The organism is Amycolatopsis sp. NPDC104775, assembly GCF_055583325.1.
On sequence record NZ_JBVJOE010000002.1, the window covers coordinates 155,259 to 167,801 of the forward strand.

The window sequence follows — 12,543 nt, forward strand, 5'->3', positions numbered from 1 at the left end:
AGCTTACGCCGAAAAGGTGACGTCGCGGGACCGCCCCGGGTTGCTTTTGCCGGTCTTGTCCAGCGAATTGTCCGGTGGACACCGGTCGCGCGGGCGGCCCGGCGGTGAACGCCGGGCGAACGAGCGGGGCGCTCCGGCAGGCACACCTGCCGCGAAAAAGGGGCATCGGCCTCGCCTTCCGGTTTCCGGCCGGGAATCCCTGCGGCAGCCTCGGATCGGAACCCGCGCGCTCGATCGCGGCTTGGACGTGCGGACGGTGAGGAGGAGGCGTGGACCCGGTTCCGGCCCCGGCGGGACTGCCCGAGCAGGCGGCGAGGTTCGCGGCGGCGATCGACGCGGCGAACGCCTGTTTCGGCGCGGTGAACAGCGAAATGGCGGCGCTGCAGGCGTCGTGGCGCGGCGAGGCGGCGGTGCGGTTCGGCCAGGCGATGAACGATTGGGAGCAGCAGTTCGATCGCATTCTCGCAAGTCTGGCAGATCTCGTGGACGTCGCGCGCGGTGCGGCCGGTTCCCCCGCCGAGAAATGCTCAGATGAGCACTTGCGGTGCGCCGAACCTCGATGAGCGGCGATCCCGGCTTCGACCAGGCCGCCGAGGTGCTGTCCCGGCTGCGCCGGACGACCAGCGACCTCGGCGCGGTGCTCGCCGAACTGGAGTCCGAGGTGGAGCCCGGCCTCGCCCGGTGGCCCGCCGCGGCGCGCGCCCGCTACCGGGAGGCCAAACGGGAGTGGGCCACCGCGCTGGACCGGATGCCCGAATGCCTCGACCGGGCGGCGCGAGCGTTCCGCGAGATCTCCGCTCCAGACCCGAAAAGAGGCCATTGAGCAGCGAAAACTCCGATTCTCTTCACCGGCCTTCACGAGCGCGCCAGAAAACGTGAAGTCTCGCCCGACACACTGCGTCCAGGCAATGTGGAAAGGGGCAGTCGTGAAGCTCGTCAAGGTCGCAGTGCTCGCCTCGGACCCGATCACCCGGGCCGGAGCCGCGAGCCTGCTCGGTTCGCGCCCGGAGCTGGTCCTGCTCGGCCAGGACGCGGCGAGCCAGGCGGACGTGGTCCTCGTGATGGAGGAGCACGTGACCGACCGGGTGCTGTCGCAGGTACGGGAGCTCGGCAGGCAGTCCGAGCAGCTGACCGGACCGCATCTGGTGATCGTCGTCGACCATTTCCGCGAGAGCGACCTGATGACGGCCGTCGAATGCGGCGTCGTCGCGATCCTGCCGCGCCGCGAAACCGGCGGCGGCGAACTGGTCGCGGCAGTGCTGGCCGCCGGCGACGGCACGGCGACGCTCCCGCCGCGGCTGCAGGGCGCGCTGCTCGCACAGGTGCAGCGGATGCGCCGCGACGTGCTGGAGCCGAACGGCCTCACGCTGTCCGGCCTGGCCTCGCGCGAATGCGACGTGCTGCGGTTGGTCGCCGAGGGCTACGGCACCGAGGAAATCGCGACGAAGCTCTGCTATTCGGAGCGGACGGTCAAGAACGTCCTTTATGGCCTGATGACCCGCTGCGGGCTGAACAACCGCGCCCACGCCGTGGCCTATGCCTTGCGGGCCGGCGCGATCTAATGTGCTGACCATGGCGCAGACGGCGGTAGAAATCGCTCGCGGAGTGCGGGCCGGAGAGCTGGACCCGGTCCAGGTGACCGAGGAAGCACTCGCCCGGATCGCCGCAGCGGACGGTGTCGTCGGCGCTTTCCGGCGAGTGCGCTTCGCCGAGGCACGAGCCGAAGCCGCCGAAGTCGCTGCTCGCCCGGACCTGGCGTCGTTGCCCCTGGCTGGCGTCCCCGTCGCGGTCAAAGACGTCACCGAGGTCGCTGGCGAGTACCTGGGTTGGGGCTCGGAAGCAGGCCCGCGCACCTTGGCGGACTCCGACGGCCTGATCGCCACCCGCCTGCGCGCGGCTGGCGCGGTGATCGTCGGCCTGACCCGCGTGCCCGAGCTGTGCGTCTACCCCACCAGCGACGACCCCGACGGCATCGCCCGCAACCCCCGCGATCCGTCCTTCACCGCAGGCGGTTCCTCTGGTGGCAGCGCCGCCGCAGTCGCCGCGGGCCTAGTCCCCATCGCGCACGGCACCGACGGCCTGGGCTCGATCCGCCTGCCCGCCGGAATGTGCGGAATCGTCGGCCTGAAACCAGGCCGGGACGTGGTCCGCGAAGACGCCCCAGGCTGGTTCGGCCTCTCCACCCACGGCCCGCTGACCACCACGGTCGCCGACGCCGCACTCCTGATGTCCGTCCTGGCCGACCGCCCGGAATGGGCCACCCCGGAGACGCCAGGGTCCTTGCGAATCGCGACCTCCACCCAGGTCCCCTTCACTCGGTCTCCGCTGCCGCGCCCGCTTCGCGCCGCCGTCGACCAGGCAGCCACCCTCCTTTCGGCTCGCCACTCGGTCTCGCCCGCCACGCCCGCCTACCCCCTCCGCGCCCTGGGCGGCCTGCTCGCCCGCTGGTTCGCCGGTCCCGCCGAGCAAGCCGCCGGCGCCTTCGACCTGTCGCGGCTCCAGCCCCGCACCCGAACCCACGTCCGCCTAGGCCGCCTGACGTCGCGCCTGGTCACCGACCGAGCCCGCGACGAATGGCAGACGATCGCGGCGCGGTTCTTCGAGTCGCACGACGTGCTGGTGACCCCGACCCTGGCGACGCTCCCGCTGAAAGCCCGCCGCTGGCACCGGAAATCCTGGCTGGCGAACGCGATCCCGTCCTCCCGGGTGGCCGCTTTCACTGGCCCGTGGAACCTGGCCGGATACCCGGCGCTGTCAATTCCGGTCGGCCGCCACCCTGTGCACGACCTGGCGACGTGCGTCCAGCTGGTGGCCCGGCCCGGAGGGGAACCGGTGCTTTTGGGGTTGGCGGCCGAGCTGGAATCAGCGAACCCCTGGCCGCGGACGGTCTAGGGCTCACCTGGCTGCCGACGTTCCGTGAAAGGCTCGTTGAGGGGAATCCAAGGTTGTGAAGGTGGCCCTCGCGGATAGCTGAGGCCCGTGTGGGGAGCCTTGGGGGAATCGGGATCGTGAGGGTGGCCCTCGCGGATAGCCGAGGTCCGGGTGGGGAGCCTTGATGGAATCAGGGCCCGTGAGGGTGGCCCTGACAGCAGCGAAGGCCGTGAAGGTGGCTCTCACGGATGGCTGAGGTCGGTGTTGGGAGTCCTGGGGGAATCAGGTTCCGTGAAGGTGGCCCTCGCAGCACCGAAAGCCGTGAAGGCCGCGCTCACCGGCAGCCGAGAGTCGTGAAGGGCTTCTTGCGGGAGATTCCCGCAAGAAGCCCTTCACGAACATGGTCCCGGAGATATCCGGCTCTGAGCGCCGGACTCAGCTGCTGGGCTTGCCCGCCGTCTGCGGCTGAGACTTCGTGCCGTTCGCGGCGGTTTCGCTCTTCGCGCCGTTGTCCGTCGCGCCGTTCCCGGTCTTCGCACCGTTGCCCGCCGCGCTTTCCGCCGCCGAGCCGTTTCCGGCCCCGCCCTTCGCCGCCGAGCCGTTTCCGGTCGGGGCCTTGGCCGCGGAACCGTTCCCCGCCTTCGGCTTCGGCGACGGCGCCGCCTTCGTCTCGACCGGGCCTGGCGACGGGTCCGGCTTGGCCGGGTCGTCGCCGCCGACGAGCTTCGACGCGGCGGGCAGCACCGATTCCGACGGCAGCGCCGTCAGCAGGCTTTCGCTCCGGCCGAGGACCTCGTCCGCCAGCGCCAGGTTCTTGCGGGCCTGCTCGCGGATCTCGGCGAGCCGCTCGACCTTGCGGGTCGCCGCGGTGGTGCGCTGGGCCGCCTGCGTGGTCGCCTCGTCGAGACGGCGCTTGGCTTCCGCCGTCGCCTCTTCGACGCGGCGGGTCGCCTCGGCGGTGGCTTCCGCGATGCGGCGTTCGGCCTGGTTTTTGCTGGCCGTGCGCTGGTCGGCGATCAGCTTCTCGTGCGCGGTGCGCTCGGCGGTGATCTTCGCGTCGAAATCGCGCTCGATCTTGCGGCGCTTGCGCTCGGCTTCGTTGTCGAGGAGTTCCCGGCGCTGCGCCGCCTCGACCGTCAGCCGCTGCACTTCGGCGCGGGTTTCCTTGAGCGCGGCCTCGTGCTCCGAGTGCAGCGCTTCGGCCTGCTTGTCCAGTTCCTCGACCAAGCGGCGGTAGCGCTCGCGCAGCTTCGTGGACGCCTCGGTGGACGACGCCCAGTGCTTCTCGGCCGCCACCTGCGCGCGCTTGGTGATTTCCTCGGCCCGCGCTTGCGCGAGCGTGACGGTGCGCTGCATCCGCTCGTCCAGGTCCTCAAGACGCTCCGGCGGCTTCATCAGTTCCTCGACCCGGGCCTGCAGCTTCGACACTTCGCCGCGCGCCGTCTCGAGTTCGCGCGACAGCGTGGCGACCTGCGAGGCCGCCGCGTCGCGGTCGGTGATCAGCCGGTGCAGCTGACCTTCGAGGTGGTCGAGGTACTGCCGCACCTCGTTGCGGTCGAAGCCGCGCCAGGCTTCGGTGTACTCGCGCCGCAGCGGGAGGAGGCCGTTGTCTCGCTCGGGAACCATGCCCACGACCGTACCCGCGCACCTGGCGTGCGTGCCGCCAGGAGTGGTGAATCACCGCCCCGGGTCGATTCCGCGTGCCGATCTCGCCTGAACGGCCTCACCCGCCGCGCGAAGCCGTCACTACCAGTGGAACCCGCGCGAGAGCCGGGCCAGCGCCATCGCCGCGCGCGACAGGTGTTTCTCGCCCCGCCCGATCTTCAGTTTCCCGCTGCCGCCCGCCGCCGCGGAGTCCGGGAAAATCCGGAAACCCTGGTACGCGATCGCGTCGGTCAGGCCCGGCGCGAGCGTGTAGGTCAGGCCGATCGCCTGGCCCGCCGGGGTGCCGATGTGCTTCGGACGCTGGATCAGCGCCTTCATCACCATGTCCGCCGCCTGCTCCGGCGATTTCGTCGGGAACGCGTCGTAGATCTTCGTCGGCCGGATCATCGGCGTGCGCACGAGCGGCATGTGGATCGTCGTGAAGGTGATCCCGTCGCCGTGCGTTTCCGTCGCGGCGATCCGGGAGAAGTAGTCCAGCGCGGCCTTCGACGCGGCGTAGGCGGAAAACCGCGGCGCGATTCCCTGCACGCCGATCGAGGAAACGTTCACGATGTGCCCGAATTTCCGCTCCGACATGTGCGGCAGGACCGCCAGGATCAGCCGCACCGCGCCGAAGTAGTTGATCGCCATCGCGCGCTCGTAGTCGTGCATCCGGTCATACGACAGCTTGATCGAGCGCCGGATCGACCGCCCGGCGTTGTTCACGAGCATGTCGATCCGGCCGTGTTCGGACAGCATCGCGTCCACGGCCTTGCGCACCGAATCCTCGTCGGTGAGATCCGCCGGATACACCGACGCGGTGCCGCCCGCCGCGATGATCTCGTCGCGCACTTCCTCCAGTTCGTGCTGCCGGCGCGCGACCAGCAGCGGCACCCCGCCCGCCGCGGCGACCTTCAACGCGGTGGCCCGTCCGATGCCCGACGACGCGCCGGTGATGATCACCCGGCGGCCGTCCAATTCACCGCGCGGACCGTGCTTGCGCGCGCGGAACGGGTCGAGGTGTTCGCGCCAGTAGCGCCACAGCGTTGCGGCGTACTCCTCGAGCCGAGGCACCTCGACGCCGCTTCCGGCCAGCGCCTTCCGCGTTTCCGCGGAAGCGAACACCGACGGGAAGGCCATCGTTTCCAGCAGCACCGGCGGAATGCCGAGCCGCTCCAGCACCGCGTCGCGGGCGATGGTGAACCCGGGAATGTGCTCGCTGAGCTTGACCAGCCCGACGATGCCCTTCGACACCTTGTCGCCGAGCTGCACGGTGATCGTCGGCGCCCCGGCGGCGCGGGCGAACGCGTTGTACACCGACACCACCGGCTGCGGCTCGGGGTTCACAAGGTGGAAGGCGCGGCCGTCGAGGCCCGGCGTGGTGACCAGCTCCAGCAGGGCCTTCGCGACGTAATCGACCGGAACCACGTTGGTGTCGCCCAGATCGGGACCCGCGGTCGGGAGGTCGGGCAGCCCGGCGAGCCTGCTGATCGCGGGGAAGAGGTAGTACGGGCCGTCGATCTTGTCCATCTCGCCGGTCTGCGAATCGCCGACCACGACCGCGGGCCGGTACACCCGCCACGGCACCTCGTGCTGTTCCCGGACGAGCTTCTCGGCCTCGAATTTGGTGCGGTGGTACGGCGTGATCAGCCGCTGGCCCACGTCGAACATGTCCTCGGTGAACAGTCCTTCGTGGTCGCCCGCGACGGCGACGGACGAGACGTGGTGCAGGCAGCCGGCGTTCAGGTCCGCGGCGAGGTCGAGGACGTTCCGCGTGCCCTCCACATTGGCCCGGACGCTGGTTTCGTCGTCGGCGGTCAGGTCGTAGAGCGCGGCGAGGTGGATGACGTGGTCGACGCCGCGCAGCGCCTCCCGGTCCGCTTCGGACACTCCCATCAGCGGTTCGCCGAGGTCGCCGGTCACGAGCGTCACGCGGTCCGGATGCGGCCATCCGTCGACGAGCGCGGCCAGCTTGCCCCGCGACGACGCGCGCACCACGAGCGCGACCCGGTCCACGTCCGGCCGGGTGAGCAGCCGCCGGGTGACCTGGCGTCCGATCAACCCGGTCGCGCCTGTCACCAAGAACGTCGCCATCTCCATCACCCTCCGCCGTGCCGCCGCCTGGACCCATGGGCATTCTGCTGCATGGAAGCCGCGTGGGCCACAACGCGGCACGGTGATGTTACTCGCAAGTAACTTAGCTGGGCGAACGAGGTCCGCAGGTCGAGGCGGATTTTTGCCCGGCGGGCGACGCCGAAAAACCTGCGCGAGGGGACCATTCGCGCAGGTTTGCCGGGGCGCGAGGGGACCCCTCGCGCAGGTGGTGCGGCCTCGTCACTCCGGGTCCGCGATCACCACGCGGTTCTCCTCGTACCCGTCGCTCCCGCCGATCCACCGTCCGCCGCAGGTCACCAGGACCACCCGATGCGGACCGGCCTGGCCGAAGAGGTCGTCGGCGCGGCTCGGCAGGTCGTTCTTGTGCACCGTGACCAGCTGGGAGATCCGGTACCGGCTCGTCTTGCCCGCGCGGTCGACGATCGTCACCACGCCGCCGATGCGCTCGCTCCACAGTTCCGAGAACGGCCCGGTCGCCCCGCGCCAGTTCACGTGGCCGGCGAACACGCTCGCGCCGCTGACCGCTTCCAGATCCGCGCCCCACCACGCCGCCTGGCCGATGTCCGACGGCACCGGGAGCGTGTTGCCCGGCCCGAGATCCTGGCGCACCATCGCCGCGGTCCCGCCGCCGGGCAGCCGGATCGTGCCCGGTGCCTGCGGTCCCGGTTCCGGGGCTTGCCGATGCTCCGCGGGCGCGGCCGGCGGAGCCGCCGCGGAACTGCTGGGCGGCGGTGCCGAACTGCTCGACGACGGCGGCGGCGCGGGAGCCAATTGCTGCGGAGAAGCGGCCGGAACGGCGGCGGTGGCCGGGGACGCGCTCCCGGCCACCACTGTCGTCGGCGGAGAACTGATCACGACCGTCGCGAGTTCCACTGCCAGCACGCTTGCCGCGCCCAGCACGAACCCGCCGATCAGCCGTCCTTTTCCGGTCATTGCCCTTGCTTTCGATTACCGCCGGGCCGACCGCCGAGCGGCGAACCCGACCAGCGCCGAACCGACGAGCACCAGCGCCGCGAGACCCGCGATGCCACCGGTGGAGAAGCTCGTCTCGACAGTGCCCTTGGCCATCGTCACCGGCAGGTCGCCGGCGGGAATCGCGTGCGGCACTTCGTTCGGCGTGTTGGCCACAGTCAGCGCAAGTGTGCCGCCCGGCGTCAGCGATCCGCACGCGGCGGGCGGGTTGTTCGGGTCGAACGCGTTGGTGTAGCCCGGCGGCGCGTTCACCTCGACCACGCAGACCTCCTGCGGGGCCAGCAGGTTCTCGACGGTCGCGGTGCCGTTGTCGCCGCTGGTGGTGACCACCGCGGGCTGCCCGTCAGGGCCGGTGAGCGGCTTGCCGTTCTGGCTGGTGGCCGCGGACTTGCGGTCCTTGCCGGTGACCCGCAGCGTCGCACCGCCGATGCCCTTGCCGGTCTTGGCGTCAGTCTTGGTGACCTGCACCTTGCCCGGCTTCGCCACGGCGACCACGCCTTGCGCGGTGAGCTGCTTTTCCCCGCCGGTGCCGACGACGCTCTGGATGCCGTCCTTGGTGTTGACCGGGTTCTGGACGGTCGGCTTGTCCGCGGGCGCGGACAATGAGGCGACAAGCTTCGGCTGATCGCCGGTCGGCGTGACCTTCACCGTGACCGTGCCATTCGCATCGGTCTTGATCGTCGTGTCCTTCTGCGCGGCCTGCGGCGCGGAGTTGCCGGACGAAGAGTCCGCCGCCTTCTCCACGTCCGACTGCTTGTCCGCTTGGCCGACGGTCCCGTCGGTGGCGGTCAGTTTCACCGGAACGTCCGGGATGCCTTTGCCCGTGGAGTTCTTCACCGTGACCGTCCAGGTCGCGGGCTGTCCGACGTGCTGGTCGCCCTTCGGCGCGGTCACCGACGCGGTCCACGGGCCGCGGTTCGCCTCGGCCTCGGCCTTCATCTTGGTCACGTCTTTTTGGGCATCCGGGGTGAGCGCGTCCAAGTATTTCTGCTCGGGATAGGCGGCCTTCTCCGAGGGCGTGCCGAAGTCCGTGTCGCCCGGCGTGTGCGTCGGGGCGGTCCACGAGTGCAGCAGGTGGGCCAGTGCGGCGGCCTCGTCGTCGTTCGTGGTGCTGCCGTAGCGCAACAGCAGGTACGAGATGTTGCCCGCGACGTCGGGCTTGAGCTTTTCGCCCCACTTCGTCAGCAGTTCATCGCCCGGCTGGTACGCCTCGTCGCTGCCCGGCGCCTTCAGATGGAACCGGACGCAGAAGACGTCTTTGCCGCCGACCTTGTACGAACCAAGCCAATCCTTGTACTTGGTGCCGTTCTCGATGTGCTCGATGGTCCGGCCATGGCCTTGCACCGGGGCCGCGGCAGCCGAGGCGATCCCCGGCGTGGTTACGGAGAGTGCGCCGAGCAGTGCGGTCGCGACCAGCCCGGTGGCCGCGCGCCAGCGGGCGCGCGGGCGTGAGATCCACCCCATGGTGTGTTGGCTCCTTCGACGTGCCCGCCGACGCCGCAACGGCGTCTTCGCAGTTCACCTGATCGAACAACTCCCCGACACGCGTTCGGTCACTTCCCGGACACGCGAGGTGAAGGTTCGCGGGTCACCGGGGGAGTTGTCTAGAGACCATCGGGTGACCTGCGGTGAACGGTCGTGACCTTCATCGCCTACGGTGGCCGTAACGGGGGTCTCCCCACCCGTGCGGGTGATGAGTAAAATCGGCTTTACCCGAACGGGAACCAGCGAGCCGCCGCGGTCGTTGAACCCGATGCAAGGTGCCAGAAAGTCCAGGAGGACAGGTGCGTTCCAGCAGCAACCCGGCGTTCCGCAATCTCCCGCGCGGCGCGGCCGCGACCGGGCAGTACGGGCCGAACGTCGGCTTCGACCAGCCCTACGGCCAGCCGCAGGGCCAAGGCGGCGTCCCGGGGTACGGCCCTGGGCAGATGGGTACCGCCTCCGCCGACCGTCCGATGACGGTCGACGACGTCGTCGTCAAGACCGGCATGTCGCTCGGCGTCGCGCTCGTCGTCGGCGTGCTCACCGCGATCTGGGCGCAGACCCAGGTCGTGCCCAACTCGCTCGGCAAGCTTTCGGTGAGCGGTCCGCTCCTCGGCGCGCTGATCGCCGGGCTCGTGGTGGGCCTCGTCGTGTCGCTGGTCATCATCTTCAAGCAGAAGCCGAGCGGCCCGCTCACGCTCGTCTACTCCGGTGCCGAGGGCCTGTTCCTCGGCGCGCTCAGCGGCCTGTTCGAGATCGTCCTGCCGGGCATCGCCCTGCAGGCGCTCATCGGCACCGCGGGCGTGTTCGTCGCGATGCTGGTCGTCTACAAGACCGGCGCGGTGAAGGTCACGCCGAAGCTCACCAAGTGGATCGTCGGCGCGGTCGCCGGCGCGGCGATCCTGATGCTGGTCAACCTGATCACCGCGATCTTCTTCGGCTTCAACCCGCTGCGCGACGGCGGCCCGATCGCCATCGTGTTCAGCCTGGTGGTCATCGGCATCGCCGCGTTCAGCTTCCTGCTCGACTTCGACCAGGCGGACAAGATGATCCGCGCCGGCATGCCGTCGAAGTGGGCCTGGTACGCGGCCTTCGGCCTGATGACCACGCTGGTCTGGCTGTACCTGGAGATCTTGCGTCTGCTCTACTACCTGCGCGACTAGCCGTCGCACAGGTTTGCCGGGAAGGGGCGCTCCGCGTTACGCGGAGCGCCTTTTCTGTTTTTCCGCTCGATATCTCTGCGAGCCTCCGCGGCCGTCGTGTTGGATGTGCCCGGTCGGAATCTTTCTTTCGGGTTTGCGAGGTATCACGTGAGCGTCCCCCCGCACGGGCACGGACCGCAGCCGGGCTACGGCCAGAACGGCCCGTCGCCGTTCCAGCAGCACTACGGCCCGGGTGGGATGCCGCGGCAAAGCCCGAAGCGAAACTTCCCGACCAGGACCGTCGTGCTGGTCGCCGTCGCGGTGGTGGTCGTGGCGGCGGGGGTCGTCATCGGGTTCTTCACGTTCGGCAACTCGACCAGCAACACCCACGCGAGCGACTGCATGCACATCGAAAAGTCCGGATCGAGTACCGCGACGCGGTCCACCGACTGTGCCGATCCGGGGGCGAACGTCAAGGTCGCCGTCGTCCGCGCCAGCCGGAGCGCAACCTGCCCGCGCGGTGACTACTACCGCTACACCACCGGCGGCAAAAACCACCGCGTGCTGTGCCTCATTCCCAACGTGCAGCAAGGCGATTGCCTCTCCGGGCTCGAACCAGCCACGACGACCTACCAGAAGGTCCCGTGCACCGATCCGCGGAAGAACGCGGAGATCGTCAAGCTGGTCCCCGGCGCGAAGGACCGTTCGGCGTGCGAGGGCAGCGGTTCGACCGCCGTCCGCTGGTACTCCGATCCCGAGGAAGCCATCTGCATCAAGAGCTGACGGGCGGTACAAAGGGGCCGTCCGGCCGCCCGGGTTCGGCCGTTCGTCGCACTCTGTGGGACAGGCTGCGCCCGGCCTCGGCGCGGACCTAACGTGGATCGCCGCCCGCCTCCGGGCGGATCCCGTTGATCCCCGACACCCCTCAGGAGACGTGGTGGCGACCACCGATTCCCCTGTCGACGAGCGAAAACTGCTCGATTTCCCGACCTCCTGCGAGGCCCCGGCACCGAAGCCGGAGGAGCCGGTCAAGATCGTCCCGCTCGCCGTCGCCGCGGTGCTCGCGGTCGGGCTGACCGCCTACGTCTGGGCCGCGCACGGCGCGAAGTTCGGGGTCCTGCTCGTGCTGGGGCTGCTGCTCGGACTCGCGCTTTTCCACTCCCGCTTCGGTTTCACGTCCGCCTGGCGGCAGTTCATCGCCGTCGGCAACGGCCAGGGACTCCGCGCGCACACGCTTCTGCTCGGCACGGCGGCGACGCTCATCGCTCTCATCTGCGGCACCGGCGCGGGTCTCTTCGGCAGCAAACCGGTGCCGGTGTCGAACGTCGGGCCGATCGGGCTCGCCTTGTTCGTCGGGGCCACGCTGTTCGCGATCGGGATGCAGCTCGGCGGCGCGTGCGCGTCCGGGACGCTGTTCGCGGTCGGCGCCGGGCAGTCGACGATCGTGCTGACCCTCGGCGGGTTCATCACCGGCTCGGTCCTCTACACCTGGGGCTACCCGCTTTTCACCGGCTGGCCGCAGGTTTCCGGCTTCCTGCTCTCGGACCACGTCGGCTGGTTCGGCTCGTGGGCGATCACGATCGCGGTGCTCGTCGCGATCGTTTTCGTGACCCGCGTCGTGCAGAAGCGCCGCGTGCCGCCGCCGGTCGACACCGTGCCGACCGCCCGCGGGTTCGCCCGGATCTTCCGCGGCTCCTGGCCGATCCTCGCCGGCGCGGTGGTGCTCGGCGTGCTGGCCGGCGCGGTGTACCTGGTTTCCGGCGGCATCTGGGGCGTCACGAGCGCGTTCAGCCTGTGGGGCGCGAAAATTCTCCAGGTGTTCGGACTGCACCCGGAGCAGTGGGAGTTCTGGCAGCTGAAGGCGAACGCGACGTCGCTGTCCAAGCCGATCTGGCAGGACAAGACGAGCCTCACCGACATCGGCATCATGATCGGCGCGTTCGTCGCCGCGGCGGCCGCGGGCGCGTGGAAGATCCACAGCTCCATCCCGTGGCGCACCGCCGTGGCCGCGGTTCTCGGCGGAATCCTGATGGGCATCGGCGCGCGGCTGGCGAACGGCTGCAACATCGGCGCGTACCTCGGCGGCATTTCGGTCGGCAGCCTGCACGGCTGGCTGTGGGGCGTGTTCGCGCTTTTCGGCACCTGGATCGGGCTGAAACTGCGGCCGTTGTTCGGTTTGGGCAACCCCGTGCGCACGGACAGTATCTGCTGACGCGAGCGGGGGACTTTTCGCAGGTCATCACGGCTGCGCGAAAAGTCCCCACGTCGTCGTCCGGCAGCGAAAAAGGCTGGGTCCCCGCTTTGCCGCTCGGCTAGT

11 protein-coding genes are annotated in these 12,543 nt (G+C 69.9%); 7 read left to right on the forward strand and 4 right to left on the reverse strand.

Going from position 1 to position 12,543, the window contains the following annotated elements; translation table 11 throughout:
- The first annotated feature begins 269 nt into the window (after positions 1 to 269).
- The 4 genes from ACZ63D_RS09580 to ACZ63D_RS09595 all read left to right on the forward strand — a co-directional run bounded on the left by ACZ63D_RS09580 (position 270) and on the right by ACZ63D_RS09595 (position 2,892).
- Positions 270 to 563, forward strand: coding sequence for a WXG100 family type VII secretion target (locus tag ACZ63D_RS09580; RefSeq protein WP_465353861.1), 294 nt, complete (start codon positions 270 to 272; stop codon positions 561 to 563).
- Positions 560 to 823, forward strand: coding sequence for a hypothetical protein (locus ACZ63D_RS09585; RefSeq protein WP_465353862.1), 264 nt, complete (start codon positions 560 to 562; stop codon positions 821 to 823). The genes ACZ63D_RS09580 and ACZ63D_RS09585 overlap by 4 nt, the downstream gene beginning before the upstream one ends.
- 103 nt (positions 824 to 926) lie before the next feature.
- The gene (locus ACZ63D_RS09590) at positions 927 to 1,562 is read left to right on the forward strand and encodes a response regulator transcription factor (protein ID WP_344279883.1); all 636 of its coding nucleotides are present in this window, start codon (positions 927 to 929) and stop codon (positions 1,560 to 1,562) included.
- A 10-nt stretch (positions 1,563 to 1,572) separates the two neighbouring features.
- Entirely contained in the window at positions 1,573 to 2,892 is a 1,320-nt protein-coding gene (locus tag ACZ63D_RS09595; RefSeq protein ID WP_465353863.1) for an amidase, read from the forward strand.
- Positions 2,893 to 3,306: 414 nt separating this feature from the next.
- Here ACZ63D_RS09595 and ACZ63D_RS09600 read toward each other — a convergent pair whose 3' ends face one another.
- The 4 genes from ACZ63D_RS09600 to ACZ63D_RS09615 form a co-directional block, all read right to left on the reverse strand.
- Positions 3,307 to 4,497 (reverse strand): cell division protein DivIVA, encoded by a 1,191-nt coding sequence (locus ACZ63D_RS09600; protein ID WP_465353864.1) that lies wholly within the window; start codon positions 4,495 to 4,497, stop codon positions 3,307 to 3,309.
- Between the two features lie 120 nt (positions 4,498 to 4,617).
- Positions 4,618 to 6,609, reverse strand: a complete 1,992-nt coding sequence (locus ACZ63D_RS09605; protein ID WP_465353865.1) for an SDR family oxidoreductase — start codon at positions 6,607 to 6,609, stop codon at positions 4,618 to 4,620.
- Between the two features lie 240 nt (positions 6,610 to 6,849).
- Entirely contained in the window at positions 6,850 to 7,563 is a 714-nt protein-coding gene (locus ACZ63D_RS09610) for a class F sortase (protein ID WP_465353866.1), read from the reverse strand.
- Between the two features lie 15 nt (positions 7,564 to 7,578).
- On the reverse strand, positions 7,579 to 9,066 hold the full coding sequence (locus ACZ63D_RS09615; RefSeq protein WP_465353867.1) for an MSCRAMM family protein: 1,488 nt from the start codon (positions 9,064 to 9,066) through the stop codon (positions 7,579 to 7,581).
- A 320-nt stretch (positions 9,067 to 9,386) separates the two neighbouring features.
- Between ACZ63D_RS09615 and ACZ63D_RS09620 the strand changes: the two genes are divergently transcribed.
- The 3 genes from ACZ63D_RS09620 to ACZ63D_RS09630 all read left to right on the forward strand — a co-directional run bounded on the left by ACZ63D_RS09620 (position 9,387) and on the right by ACZ63D_RS09630 (position 12,438).
- Positions 9,387 to 10,247: a Bax inhibitor-1/YccA family protein gene (locus tag ACZ63D_RS09620; protein WP_465353868.1), complete on the forward strand. Its 861-nt coding sequence runs from the start codon at positions 9,387 to 9,389 to the stop codon at positions 10,245 to 10,247.
- A 147-nt stretch (positions 10,248 to 10,394) separates the two neighbouring features.
- A complete protein-coding gene (locus ACZ63D_RS09625; protein ID WP_465353869.1) occupies positions 10,395 to 11,009 on the forward strand; it encodes an LppU/SCO3897 family protein in 615 nt (204 codons plus the stop codon).
- A 151-nt stretch (positions 11,010 to 11,160) separates the two neighbouring features.
- Positions 11,161 to 12,438: a YeeE/YedE family protein gene (locus ACZ63D_RS09630; protein WP_465353870.1), complete on the forward strand. Its 1,278-nt coding sequence runs from the start codon at positions 11,161 to 11,163 to the stop codon at positions 12,436 to 12,438.
- The last annotated feature ends 105 nt before the right edge of the window (positions 12,439 to 12,543 follow it).

Coding starts and splice junctions, on each gene's coding strand:
- ACZ63D_RS09585 (WP_465353862.1), top strand. CDS start 560: ATGAGCGGCGATCCCGGCTTCGACCAGGCCGCCGAGGTGCTGTCCCGG.
- ACZ63D_RS09595 (WP_465353863.1), top strand. CDS start 1,573: ATGGCGCAGACGGCGGTAGAAATCGCTCGCGGAGTGCGGGCCGGAGAG.
- ACZ63D_RS09600 (WP_465353864.1), bottom strand. CDS start 4,497: ATGGTTCCCGAGCGAGACAACGGCCTCCTCCCGCTGCGGCGCGAGTAC.
- ACZ63D_RS09605 (WP_465353865.1), bottom strand. CDS start 6,609: ATGGCGACGTTCTTGGTGACAGGCGCGACCGGGTTGATCGGACGCCAG.
- ACZ63D_RS09610 (WP_465353866.1), bottom strand. CDS start 7,563: ATGACCGGAAAAGGACGGCTGATCGGCGGGTTCGTGCTGGGCGCGGCA.
- ACZ63D_RS09615 (WP_465353867.1), bottom strand. CDS start 9,066: ATGGGGTGGATCTCACGCCCGCGCGCCCGCTGGCGCGCGGCCACCGGG.